The 12511-nt window shown below is 66.1% G+C and carries 13 protein-coding genes; 3 read left to right on the top strand and 10 right to left on the bottom strand.

Going from position 1 to position 12511, the window contains the following annotated elements; genetic code table 11:
- Window positions 1–48: 48 nt before the first annotated feature.
- Complete coding sequence (locus K7G82_RS12560) at window positions 49–507, top strand: hypothetical protein (protein WP_222990152.1); 459 nt, start codon at window positions 49–51, stop codon at window positions 505–507.
- Window positions 508–546: 39 nt separating this feature from the next.
- Here the strand turns inward: K7G82_RS12560 and K7G82_RS12555 are convergent, their stop codons facing one another.
- The 10 genes from K7G82_RS12555 to K7G82_RS12510 all read right to left on the bottom strand — a co-directional run bounded on the left by K7G82_RS12555 (window position 547) and on the right by K7G82_RS12510 (window position 10126).
- Entirely contained in the window at window positions 547–1956 is a 1410-nt protein-coding gene (locus tag K7G82_RS12555) for a coniferyl aldehyde dehydrogenase (protein ID WP_222990151.1), read from the bottom strand.
- An 88-nt stretch (window positions 1957–2044) separates the two neighbouring features.
- Complete coding sequence (locus K7G82_RS12550; RefSeq protein WP_222990150.1) at window positions 2045–2800, bottom strand: prepilin peptidase; 756 nt, start codon at window positions 2798–2800, stop codon at window positions 2045–2047.
- A 109-nt stretch (window positions 2801–2909) separates the two neighbouring features.
- A complete protein-coding gene (locus K7G82_RS12545) occupies window positions 2910–3755 on the bottom strand; it encodes an HpcH/HpaI aldolase/citrate lyase family protein (protein ID WP_222990149.1) in 846 nt (281 codons plus the stop codon).
- Window positions 3752–4204 (bottom strand): MaoC family dehydratase, encoded by a 453-nt coding sequence (locus K7G82_RS12540; RefSeq protein ID WP_222990148.1) that lies wholly within the window; start codon window positions 4202–4204, stop codon window positions 3752–3754. The genes K7G82_RS12545 and K7G82_RS12540 overlap by 4 nt, the downstream gene beginning before the upstream one ends.
- Window positions 4205–4265: 61 nt before the next feature.
- On the bottom strand, window positions 4266–4730 hold the full coding sequence (locus tag K7G82_RS12535) for a GNAT family N-acetyltransferase (protein WP_222990147.1): 465 nt from the start codon (window positions 4728–4730) through the stop codon (window positions 4266–4268).
- Between the two features lie 2 nt (window positions 4731–4732).
- Window positions 4733–6613 carry an acetyl/propionyl/methylcrotonyl-CoA carboxylase subunit alpha gene (locus K7G82_RS12530; RefSeq protein ID WP_222990146.1) on the bottom strand — a complete coding sequence of 627 codons (1881 nt, stop codon included), beginning with the start codon at window positions 6611–6613 and terminating at the stop codon, window positions 4733–4735.
- A gap of 1 nt (window position 6614) precedes the next feature.
- On the bottom strand, window positions 6615–7091 hold the full coding sequence (locus tag K7G82_RS12525; RefSeq protein ID WP_222990145.1) for a nuclear transport factor 2 family protein: 477 nt from the start codon (window positions 7089–7091) through the stop codon (window positions 6615–6617).
- A gap of 10 nt (window positions 7092–7101) precedes the next feature.
- The gene (locus K7G82_RS12520) at window positions 7102–8703 is read right to left on the bottom strand and encodes a carboxyl transferase domain-containing protein (RefSeq protein ID WP_222990144.1); all 1602 of its coding nucleotides are present in this window, start codon (window positions 8701–8703) and stop codon (window positions 7102–7104) included.
- Window positions 8700–8972, bottom strand: coding sequence for a hypothetical protein (locus K7G82_RS12515; RefSeq protein WP_222990143.1), 273 nt, complete (start codon window positions 8970–8972; stop codon window positions 8700–8702). Before K7G82_RS12515 ends, K7G82_RS12520 begins: the two co-directional genes overlap by 4 nt.
- Window positions 8969–10126, bottom strand: a complete 1158-nt coding sequence (locus K7G82_RS12510) for an acyl-CoA dehydrogenase family protein (RefSeq protein ID WP_222990142.1) — start codon at window positions 10124–10126, stop codon at window positions 8969–8971. Before K7G82_RS12510 ends, K7G82_RS12515 begins: the two co-directional genes overlap by 4 nt.
- Before the next feature lie 110 nt (window positions 10127–10236).
- On the opposite strand from K7G82_RS12510, the gene K7G82_RS12505 reads away from it, so the two are divergent.
- The gene (locus K7G82_RS12505; protein ID WP_222990141.1) at window positions 10237–11133 is read left to right on the top strand and encodes a LysR family transcriptional regulator; all 897 of its coding nucleotides are present in this window, start codon (window positions 10237–10239) and stop codon (window positions 11131–11133) included.
- A gap of 34 nt (window positions 11134–11167) precedes the next feature.
- Complete coding sequence (locus tag K7G82_RS12500) at window positions 11168–12355, top strand: acetyl-CoA C-acyltransferase (protein ID WP_222990140.1); 1188 nt, start codon at window positions 11168–11170, stop codon at window positions 12353–12355.
- Window positions 12356–12511 lie beyond the last annotated feature (156 nt).

Below are 12511 nucleotides of genomic sequence, written 5' to 3'. Positions count from 1 at the left end.
TCCGCACGCGCGCCGTCCACCGGAAGAGTTTCGTCCGACGGAGACCGCATGAAGACGCCTTTTCTGTTTGCCCTTGGCCTGATCGTTCCCGGCACCGCGCTTGCGGCCGATCCGGTGGCGCTCACCAGCATGGTGTTCGTGGAAAAGACGTCGGCAACAGGCCAGGGCCGCAACCGTATCGTGCTTGAACCGCCCGGCCGCATGGCTTCGGGCGACCGCCTCGTCTTCATGCTCAATTATCGCAGCGCCGGCGCGCGCTCGGTGGGCGATTTCGTCGTCACCAATCCGATGCCGGCGGCCGTGGCTTATCAGGGAACGTCGGATCCCGGTGCGGTGGTCTCGATCGACGGCGGCCGGAACTGGGGCCCGCTCGCCCGGCTGAAGGTGACGGAGCGCGACGGCACCGTCCGCAGCGCCCGCCCCGAGGACGTCACCCATGTCCGCTGGACGCTCAATCCCGCCGCCGGCCCTGCCGGACGACTGATGTTCCGCGGGGTCGTGCGCTGAATCAACGGCAATAAAGGCCGTCGCTCCCCGAGAGCCGCCTTACTTCTTCAGATCGCGCGCGATCGCGGCCCTGGTGGCCTTGCCATAGGGCGGCTTGATCCCGGCGAGCTTCGCGACATCGATCTTCGGCTGGCGATAGACGCTCTTGGCGTGGCTGAAGGTACGGAAACCGTCCTGGCCGTGATAGCTGCCCATGCCCGACGGGCCGATGCCGCCAAAGGGCAGATCCTCCATCGAGACATGGAAGATCACGTCGTTGACGGTCGCCCCACCCGATATGGTGCGATCGAGCACCATGCGCTCCTCGGCGGCGTCACTGCCGAAATAATAGAGACCGAGCGGCCGATCGTGCGCGTTGACATAGTCGATCGCCTCACCGACCGCGCGATAGGTTTTCACCGGCAGGATCGGCCCGAAAATCTCCTCCTGCATCACCGTCATCTCGTCGCTGACGTTGCGCACGATATGGAGCGGCATCTTCTGCCCATTGGACGACGCGAAATCCTCGCCCGCGGGATTGACCTCGATCACCTCCGCCCCCTTGGCGCGGGCATCGTCGAGATGCGCCTTCAGCCGGGTCACGTGCCGGCCGTTCACCACCGACGTATAGTCAGGATTGGCAAGCAGCGTGGGATAGAGCGCCGATGCGGCGGCCCTGACGCCTTCCACCATCGCCGCCTCGTTCTCCTCAGGCACGAGCAGATAATCGGGCGCCAGGCAGATCTGGCCGGCATTGAGCATCTTGCCGAGCGCGATGCGTTCGGATGCCTGGCCGATATTCGCGCCGCGCCCGATGATGGTCGGCGACTTGCCGCCCAGTTCCAGCGTGACGGGCGTCAGATTATCCGCCGCGGCATGAAGGATATGGCGGCCGATCGCCGTGGCGCCGGTGAAGATCAGGTGATCGAAGGGCAATGCGGAAAAGGCCTTGCCCACCTCCGGCCCGCCCGAGAAAAAGGCGAGCTCGGTCGCGTCGAAATAGCGCGGCGCGATCTCCTCCAGCAGCGCGGCGACGCCCGGCGTATATTCGGACGATTTCACCATCACCCGATTGCCCGCGGCGAAAGCGCCGCCGATCGGCCCCATCGTCAGTTGCACCGGAAAATTCCATGGAGAGATCACGCCGACCACGCCCTTGGGCTGATATTCGACATGCGCGCGCGCACCGAGCAGGCCCAGCGGGAAATCCAGCTTGCGCCGTTCCGGCCGCGCCCAGCGATCGACATGACCGATCGCATGTTTGAGCGCGCGGATCGACGCGACGATATCGGTGATTTGCGATTGCTCGCGGCTGCGATGTCCGAAATCGTCGGAGAGCGCGTCGCACAGCGCATCGCTGTTGTCGACGAGCAGCGCGACGCAGCGTTTCAGCCGATCCTTGCGGCTCGCGATCGGCACCGGAAGTTCGGCCATGAACGCCGCGCGTTGCGCATCCAGAACAGCCTGCATCTCCCACTCCCGTTTCAATTTGGAACTGAGACTGGCGCGGATCGGTGCGCTTGTCGACTCTCATGCGAAGCCCGGGTTCGGCGCGCGATCAGAATAGCGGGGCAGCGCCCTGCCACAACAGCCAGAGTGGCCAGGACGCGACCGCGAGCATCGCGCCGAAGGCGATCCGCGTCGTCGCCCGCAAGCCGCCCTGCCGGGCGCCTTGGCCGAGCGCGGTCGCAAGGCCAGCAAGAGAGGCCAGCAGCAGCACGAAGGGCAGCGCCTGCCAGCCCAGCCATGCACCGATGCCCGCGAGCAGCTTCGGATCCCCCCCGCCCAGCCCTTCACGACCGCGCAACTTGCGATAACCCCAGCCGACGAGCGACAGACCAAGATAGCCGACGACCGCGCCGATGATCCGGCCATGGAGATGATCGGGCTGGACCAGCGCCGCGACGATCAGGCCGATCGCCATCAGCGGCAGCGTCAACCGGTCCGGCAGCCAGAAATGCTCGACATCGAGCACCGCGAGCGCGAGCAGGATCCAGCCGAAGATCGCGCCCGAAAGGCCGACAAGATCGGGCGAGACGAACAGCGCGCTGGCGCCGATCAATGCCGCTGCGATCTCGATCGCGACCAGCCGCCCGTCGATCCGCGCGCCACAGCCCCGGCAGCGCCCGCGCTGGACGAGGAAGCTGAGCAGCGGCACCAGCTCCGCGGGACCAAGCACACGCCCGCAGCTATCGCAGGCGGAGCGGCCACCCGTGGTCTCGCCGCGCGGCCAGCGGGTGACGAGCACCGCGATGAAGCTGCCGAAGATCGCGCCGAGCGCGAAGCCGGCGAGCGGCAGCCATTCGGCGGGCATCTTAGGCCCTTTCCGTCATTCCAGCGAAAGCTGGAATCCATACGATCTTCACACCCTCGCTATCGCATGGGCTCCAGCTTTCGCTGGAGCGACATCGTATTTGCATCGGCTACCCGCCCGCCTGCGCGACGATCCGCTCCGCCTGCTTCAGATGCGGCCGGTCGATCATCTTGCCGTCGAGCGACAGGGCGCCGGCATCGGGATTCTCGGCGAAGGCCGCGATCACGGCACGGGCATGCGCCACTTCCGCCTCGCTGGGGGTGAACGCGGCGTTGATCACCGGAATCTGCGTCGGGTGGATCGCCATCATGCCGGTGAAGCCATCGCGCCGCGCGCGCGCCGCATAGGCCGCCAGCCCTTCCAGATCGCGGAAAGCGGGATAGACGGTCTCGATCGGGGCGACGCCGGCCGCAGCCGCGCCGAACAGGGTAAGCGAGCGCGCAAGCTGATAGGGCGGCGTATAGCTGCCATCCTCCTCACGCGAGGTCGACGCGCCGATCGCGGCGGGCAGATCCTCCGCACCCCAGGTCAGGCCCGCCAGCCGCGTCGTGACGCCGCCATAGGTGCCCATCTGGAAGATGGCGGCCGCCGTCTCGCTGGCGATCGGCAGAATGCCGCATCCTTCCGCGCCCGCCCAGTCGAGCTTCGAATCCAGTTCCTTGAGCGATGCCGCCCCTTCCGCCTTGGGCAGCATGATGCCGTCCGGCTTGCCGGGCAGCACGGCGGCGAGATCGTCATCGGCCATCCCCGAATCGAGCGGATTGATCCGCACGAACAAAGGCACGGTCCGGTCTCGGCCGAGAAAGGCGCGAATGGCCGCGCGCGCTTCGTCCTTGCGCGTTGCCGCCACCGCATCTTCCAGATCGAGGATCAATGCGTCGGCGCCCAGGCCAAGCGCCTTCTCCATGCGCTCCGGCCGGTCGCCGGGCACGAACAACAGCGAACGCAGCCTCATGCCGGCTTCTTCCGCAGCAGCGCGGCACGCAGGCAGCGGCAGACGACTTCATCACGCTGGTTGATGAGTTCGTGCAGGAAGGTGACGATGCCGGCATCGGCGTGCGAACGGCTGCCACGGACTTCCTCGACCAGCGAGGTCGCGCGCATCGTGTCGCCGATGAAGACCGGCTTGGGCATCGTCACCTTGTCATAGCCGAGATTGGCGACGAGCGTGCCGAGCGTGGTGTCGCCCACCGACAGGCCGACCATCAGCGCGAAGGTGAAGGTGCCATTGACGAGGATCTGGCCGAACGGGCTGGCCTTGGCGGCCTCCACGTCCAGGTGCAGCGGCTGCGGATTGTGCGTCATCGTCGAGAAGAGCAGATTGTCGGTCTCGGTGACGGTGCGGCGGATCTCGTGCTCGATCCGATCGCCCACCATCCATTCGTCGAAATATCGTCCGGCCATTGCTGTCAGTCCTCAGTCTGTCCGGCGCGTCCGTAGATTTCAGGCGCGCCTCGTTCAATCCTTAGTCGAGCACCAGCTTGAAGCCATAATGGCTCCGCTCCCAGCCCAGCCGCTCGTAGAAGCGGTGCGCATCGGGCCTGTTCCGCATCGATGTGAGCTGGACCATGCCGCAACCGCGCGTCCGGCAGCGTTCGACCGCCCAAGCGATCATCACGCTGCCCAGCCCCTGTCCACGCAAAATGGTGGCGATGCGAACCGCCTCGATCTGGCCGCGCCAGCGCCCGCGATAGGAGAGACCGGGCAGATAGCTGAGCTGCATCGTGCCGATGATCTGCCCGTCGCGCTCGGCGACGATCAGCTCCTGATTGGGCAGTGCCACGATCGCATCGAAGGCGGAGAGATAGCCGGGATCAAGTGGCAGCCGCGCATCTTCACGCAAGGCACCGTTCTGATCGTCGGCCAGCAGGGCCACGATCTCTGGCAGATCGTCCCGGACCGCTTCCCGGATCAGAAGCGCCCCGGCCATGGCTATTCCGCCTTGTCGATCCGGACAAGCAACGCGCCTTCCGACACCTGTCCGCCCGTCTCGGCATTGAGCTCGGCGACGGTGCCGTCGAACGGCGCGGTCAGCGAATGCTCCATCTTCATCGCTTCGAGCGTGACGAGCTTCTGGCCCTTGGTCACCGCATCGCCGGCCGCGACATCGACGGCGATGATCCGACCGGGCATCGGCGAAAGGATCGCGCCGTCCGATGCCCCTGCCCCGCCCGCGGAACCGCGCGGCTCGTAGCGACGGAAAAGATAGGTCTTGCCCTGCATCGGATGGATCGCGACACCGCCGATCACATCGGTGAACACGCGATCGTAACCGGGGCCCGCCTCGAATTCGACCAGTGCACCCGATTCATCGGCCAGCCGCAGCCGCGTATCGGCCGCGCGGTTCAACCTGAAACCGGAGCGCCGCATCCAGACGGACGTGCCTTCAGCCGGAAAAAGGGCTTCGGCCGCGCTGTTCAAAACGCCGTCGTTCGGCGGATCGATCGCCGTCAACCGCTCGAGATTGTCACCGATATAACCGGTCTGCACATTTCCGGAGAGAAACGCGTCGTCGCGCAGCAGCTTGACCAGAAACGCCGCATTGGTGCGGACGGGCCAGACCGAAAGATTGAGCAGTTCGTCGGCAACGCCCTCCGCAGCCTCATCGCGCGTCTGTCCATGGAAGATGATCTTCGCGATCATCGGATCATAGAAGGGACTGATCTCGTCCCCCTCGATCACGCCGGTGTCGATGCGTGCGCCCGAATGAAAGGCATCGAGCGAGAAGCGCGTCAGCGGGCCCGTCGACGGAAGGAATCCGGTCGTCGGATCTTCCGCATAAAGCCGCGCTTCCATCGCCCAGCCGTCGATCGACAGTTCGTCCTGGCGTTTTGGCAACGGCTCGCCGCTGGCGACGCGGAGCTGCCATTCGACCAGATCCTGACCGGTGATCTCCTCGGTCACCGGATGCTCGACCTGGAGCCGCGTGTTCATCTCCATGAACCAGATGCGGTCGGCGCGCAGGCCTTCGCTGGCGTCGGCGATGAACTCGATCGTGCCCGCGCCGACATAATCGACCGCCTTTGCGGCCCTGACCGCCGCGGCGCAGATCGCCTCGCGGGTGGCTTCGTCCATGCCGGGCGCCGGCGCTTCCTCGATCACCTTCTGGTGCCGGCGCTGCAACGAGCAGTCGCGCTCGAACAGATGGACGACGTCGCCATGCGTGTCGCCGAACACCTGCACCTCGATATGGCGCGGGCTCAGGATATATTTCTCGATCAGCACGCGATCGTCGCCGAAGGACGATGCCGCCTCGCGCTTGCACGACAGCAGCGCGTCGGCGAAGTCGGCCGCCGCGTCCACGCGCCGCATACCCTTGCCACCGCCGCCGGCGACCGCCTTGATCAGCACGGGATAGCCGATCGCATCGGCCTCCGCCTTCAGGCGATCGGGATCCTGATCCTCGCCGAGATAACCGGGCGTGACGGGCACGCCGGCCGCGATCATCCGTTCCTTCGCGGCATCCTTCAGCCCCATCGCGACGATGCTCGACGGCCTTGGGCCGACCCAGACCAGCCCGGCATCGATCACCGCCTGCGCGAATTCGGCATTCTCGGAGAGGAAGCCATAGCCGGGATGGATCGCCTCGGCGCCGGTCGCCTTGGCCGCCGCGATGATCTTCTCGCCGACCAGATAGGATTCACGCGCCGGCGGCGGGCCGATATGCACGGCCTCGTCCGCCTCGCGGACATGGAGCGCCTTCGCATCGGCGTCCGAATAGACCGCGACGGTGCGGATGCCGAGGCGGCGCGCGGTGCGCATGATGCGGCATGCGATCTCGCCGCGATTGGCGATGAGCAGGGATTGGATCACGTCAGTCCTCGCAACCGGTTGTGCGCTGCGACCAGGTGACGTTCAGCACCTTCCACTGGCCGTTTTCGCGAAGCATATCGAAATGATTGACACCGCAATGGTGCGGCTTGCCGTCGACCAGCAGGACATAGCGGCCCCAGACCATCGCGATATCGCCGTCGATGTCGATCGCGGGATTGGTCATGCGCTCTTCCAGATGCTGTGGCCCCGGCTTGATGCCGCCGGCGAAATCGGCCCAGCTCATCCGGCGGATGGCGCGGCCGCCATCAGGCTTTTCGATCGCGACGGTCGCCATCCCCTCAGGACGGACATGCGTCAGGATCGCCTGCCCGTCATGCGCCGTCAGCCCGGCGAAGATGCCGTTGACCGGCACCATCACCGCAACCTCGTCGCTGCGGTCGAGCGGAATCGGATTGGCGGGCGGCAGTTTCTCGGACTGGGCGGCGGCGAGCAGCAGAAGCGGAAGGATTGGGGTCATGTCTGGATCCTCACATCCGGAACACGCCAAAGGCCGGGCGATCGGCGATCGGCGCCTCGAGCGTCGCGGAGAACGCCAGGCCCAGCACATCGCGGGTCTGTGCCGGATCGATGATGCCATCGTCCCACAGCCGCGCGGTCGCGTGCCAGGGATTGCCCTCGTCCTCATAGCGCTGGCGCACCGGCGCCTTGAACGCTTCCGCCTCTTCCGGTGTCCATTTATCGGCATCGCGGTGCACGGTCGCGAGCACCGAGGCCGCCTGTTCGCCGCCCATCACGGAGATGCGGCTGTTGGGCCAGGTGAACAGGAAACGCGGGCTATAGGCGCGGCCGCACATGCCGTAATTGCCGGCGCCGAAGCTGCCGCCGATCAGCACCGTGATCTTGGGCACGGTCGCGGTCGCCACCGCCGTCACCAGCTTGGCGCCATGCTTGGCGATGCCTTCGGCCTCGTACTTGCCGCCGACCATGAAGCCCGAGATGTTCTGAAGGAACAGCAAGGGGATGCGGCGCTGGCAGGCGAGTTCGATGAAATGCGCGCCCTTCACCGCGGATTCGCTGAACAGCACGCCGTTGTTCGCCAGGATCGCGACCGGAATGCCCCAGATATGCGCGAAGCCGCAGACCAGCGAGGTGCCGTACAGCGCCTTGAATTCGTGGAATTCGCTGCCGTCGACGATGCGTGCGATCACCTCGTGAACGTCATATGGCGCGCGCACGTCCTGCGGGATGACGCCGTACAATTCCTCGGGCGCGAATTTGGGCGCACGCGGCTCGACCCGCTTCACGCCGGGATCATGCGGATCATTGAGTGTCGAGACGATGTCGCGCACGATCGTCAGCGCATGTTCGTCATTCTCGGCGACATGATCGACCACGCCGGACTTGCGGCCATGCAGATCGCCACCGCCCAGATCCTCGGCGCTGATCACCTCGCCCGTCGCCGCCTTAACCAGCGGCGGGCCGGCGAGGAAGATCGTGCCCTGATTGCGGACGATCACGGTCTCGTCGGACATGGCGGGCACATAGGCGCCGCCGGCGGTGCAGCTTCCCATCACGCAGGCGATCTGCGGGATGCCCAGCGCGGACATGTTCGCCTGGTTGAAGAAGATGCGGCCGAAATGCTCGCGATCGGGGAACACCTCGGCCTGGTGCGGCAGGTTGGCGCCGCCGCTGTCGACCAGATAGATGCAGGGCAGCCGGTTGGCCTCCGCGATCTCCTGCGCGCGAAGATGCTTCTTCACCGTCATCGGATAATAGGTGCCGCCCTTCACCGTCGCGTCATTGGCGACGATCATGCACTGGCGGCCGGACACGCGGCCGATGCCGGCGATCATGCCGGCGCCCGGCACCTCGCCTTCATACATGTCGCACGCGGCGAGCTGGCCGATTTCCAGGAAGGGCGAGCCGGGATCGAGCAGTCGCTCCACCCGATCGCGCGGGAGCAGCTTGCCGCGCGACACATGCCGCTCGCGCGACGAAGCGCTGCCGCCGAGCGCCGCCTTGGCGACATCGGCATAAAGCTGGTCAGCCAGGCCGCGATTATGCGCGGCATTGGCGCGGAATCCCTCGCTGTCGGGGGAGAGTTTGCTGTCCAGTACGGGCGCGCTCACGCCTTTTCCTCCTTGGGGTCCTTGCCCATGATCAGATACCGCCAGACGCCGATCAGGTTGATGACGAGCAGGACGATGTTCTGCACGCCGATCCCCTCGCTTTCCTCATTCAGGAAACCCCAGCCGATCAGCGCCAGCGACGAAGTCACGAAAATCACGAATGCCCATCCCGTCGGCCGCCGCCCGATGTTGAGCGACACGATCAGCGCCGCCACCACGCCGGCCGCCGCGCCATACCATTGCAGCGCGGTCAGGACGGTTTCGTTCATGCGGCGCCGATCAGCTCACGACCGATCAGCATGCGCCGGATCTCGTTGGTGCCCGCGCCGATATCGAGCAGCTTGGCGTCCCTCATGTAACGCTCGACCGGCCAGTCCTTGGTATAGCCGGCGCCGCCCAGCGCCTGGATCGCTTCCAGGCTGACCTTCACCGCGTTTTCCGAGGCCAGCAGGATCGCGCCCGCCGCGTCGAAGCGCGTCGTGCGCCCTTCGTCGCAGGAACGGGCCACCGCATAGACATAGGCGCGCGCCGATTGCAGCGCGACATACATGTCGGCGACCTTCGCCTGCATGAGCTGGAACGCGCCGATCGGCTTGCCGAACTGCTTACGCTCGCGGACATAGGGGATGACGGTGTCGAGACAGGCCTGCATGATGCCGAGCTGGATGCCCGAAAGCACGGCGCGCTCGTAATCCAGGCCCGACATCAACACGCCGACGCCGCCATTGAGCGGCCCCATGATATTCTCGTCGGGCACGAAACAGTCGTTGAAGACCAGCTCGGCCGTCGGCGAACCGCGCATGCCCATCTTGTCGAGCTTCTGCCCGATCGAGAAACCGGGCATGTCCTTCTCGATCAGGAAAGCGGTGATGCCGCGCGATCCCTCGCCCGTCTTGGCATAGACGACCAGAGTGTCCGCATAGGCCGCGTTGGTGATCCAGAATTTGGTGCCGTTGAGCATATGTCCGCCATCGCACTGGGTGGCACGCAGCTTCATGCCGACCACGTCCGAACCGGCGCCGGCTTCGGACATCGCCAGGCTGCCGACATGCTCGCCCGAGATCAGCTTGGGCAGATATTTCGCCTTCTGCTCGGGATTGGCCCAGCGGCGGATCTGGTTGACGCACAGATTGGAATGCGCGCCATAGCTGAGCCCGATCGACGCCGATGCGCGGCTGACCTCCTCGCACGCGATGACGTGTTCGAGATAGCCGAGGCCAAGCCCGCCTTCTTCTTCCTCGACGGTGATGCCGTGCAGGCCGAGCGCGCCCATTTCGGGCCACAGCTCCTTGGGGAACCAGTCCTTGGCGTCGATCTCCGCCGCCAGCGGGGCGATGCGGTCGTCGGCGAAGCGGCGCGTGGTCTCACGGATCATCTCGGCATTCTCGCCGAGCGCGAAATCGAAATCGGGGGTGGCGGTCATCGCGTCTCTCTCCTGGCGGGCAGGCTATCCCATGGCGGTGACGCTTTCATAGCCCGATGCGCATTATCGTAAAAATTGAAATTGAGGCGCAACCAGCATAGGAAAACCCTATGATCAGCCGCACCCATCTGCGCCAGTTCCTCGCCGTCGTCGATGCCGGCAGCTTCACCCGCGCCGCGACCCAGATCAACGTGACCCAGCCGACATTGTCGGCGGGCATTTCCGAACTGGAGAAACGGCTCGGCATCCGGCTGTTCGCGCGCAGCAATCGCCGCGTGCAGTTGACCGAGGCGGGCAACCGGCTGCTCACCCATGCCCGGGCGATCGAGCGCGAATTCCGCGCGGCGGAGCAGAGCGTGACCGGCGTCGCCGCGCCGCTCCAGCCCGTCCGGCTCGGCGTGCTGCTGAGCATAGCTACAACCGCGCTCGAGGCCGCCCTGTCGTGCTATCGCGGCGCCGATCCGATCGAGATCACCGAAGGCGACGAACGCAGCCTGATCGCGGCACTCGGCGATGGCCGCATCGATCTGGCGCTGACCCTGGTGCGCGCGGGCGACATCCGGTTCGAAGCGCTGCCGCTATTCGCCGAGGATTACCGCCTCGCCCTGCCCGCCCGCCATCCGCTTGCCACTCGCGCCAGCGTCTCGCCCGAGGAAGTTGCCGGCGAAGCGATGATCGCGCGCCGATCGTGCGAGATGCTGGCGGAGACCAGCCGCTATTTCACCGAACGCGGCGTCCGCCCGCCCTTCAGCCTGCGCTCCGCCAATGACGACCGCGCGATGGCGATGGTGCGCGCGGGCGTCGGCATCACCGTGGCGCCGGCCTCACTGGGCGGCGAAGGGATCGCGATGCCGCGACTCGCGGGCTTCGATGCAGTGCGGCAGATCGGCCTGTTGTTCGGCTCGCTCCGCCCGCTCGGGGATCATCCGCTGACCGAAACGCTTGGGACGCTTGGGCAAAATATTCGGACGGTCGACGATGTTGCAGTTGCGAAGGCGACGTCCTAGATCGCCTGCAAGATATCAACCGAGGAAGCTGAACATGAGCACCGATCCCGTCGTCATCCTGTCCTATGCGCGTACCCCGATGGGCAGCTTTCAGGGTAGCCTTGCCGGTGCGAGCGCGACCGATCTCGGCGCGACGGCGGTGAAAGCGGCGGTCGAGCGCGCCGGCGTGGCAGGCGATCAGGTCGAGCGCATCTATATGGGCTGCGTGCTGCCCGCCGGCCTTGGCCAGGCCCCCGCGCGCCAGGCGGCGCTCAAGGCTGGCCTGCCCAATTCGGTCGAGGCGACGACGGTCAACAAGATGTGCGGATCGGGCATGCAGGCCGCGATCATGGCGGCAGACGCGCTCGCGGCCGGATCGGTCGACCTGCTGATCGCCGGCGGCATGGAGAGCATGACCAACGCGCCCTATCTGCTCACCAAGCATCGCGGCGGCGCGCGGATCGGCCATGACCGCGTGATGGACCATATGTTCCTCGACGGCCTGGAAGACGCCTATGAACCCGGCCGCGCGATGGGCAGCTTCGCCGAGGAGACGGCGGGCGAATATCAGTTCACGCGCGAGGCGCAGGACGATTATGCGATCGCCTCGCTCACCCGCGCCCAGGCGGCGCAGACCTCCGGCGCGTTCGATCGCGAGATCGTCGCCGTCGAGATCAAGGGCCGCAAGGGCGTCGAGACCATCGACAAGGACGAGCAGCCGCTGAAGGGCGACGCCGCCAAGATCCCGACGCTCAAGCCCGCCTTCGCCAAGGACGGCACGATCACCGCCGCCAACGCCTCGTCGATCTCCGACGGCGCCGCCGCGCTGGTGATGACGCGCCAGAGCGTCGCCGACAAGCTGGGCGCCAAGCCCGTCGCGCGCATCGTCGCCCATGCCGCTCATGCGCATGAGCCAGCCAAGTTCACCACCGCCCCGGTCGGCGCGATCACCAAGGCGCTCGACAAGGCAGGCTGGAGCGTCGCCGACGTCGACCTGTTCGAAGTCAACGAAGCCTTTGCCTGCGTCTCGATGATCGCGATGCGCGACCTCGGCATCCCGCATGACAAGGTGAATGTGAACGGCGGCGCGACGGCGCTGGGCCACCCGATCGGCGCGTCGGGCGCGCGCATCATCGCGACGCTGGTCGCCGCCCTTCAGAATCGTGGCGGCAAGAAGGGTGTAGCAGCTTTGTGCATCGGCGGCGGCGAAGCCACCGCTGTCGCGGTCGAGCTGATCGATTGATCCTGTCCATATGGCCCCAGCCAGGCTGGGGCCATATGCAATGCCCGGCACAAATCACGCTTTTCACCTGTCATCCCCGCGCACGCGGGGATCCAGCTATTCCGTGAAGCGTCAGGAAAAAGAAGAAGAAGCTGGATCCCCGCATGCGCGGGGATG

Source organism: Sphingomonas colocasiae, assembly GCF_019880585.1.
GTDB classification, from domain to species: domain Bacteria; phylum Pseudomonadota; class Alphaproteobacteria; order Sphingomonadales; family Sphingomonadaceae; genus Sphingobium_A; species Sphingobium_A colocasiae.
This window is presented reverse-complemented; position numbering and strand designations above follow the sequence as displayed.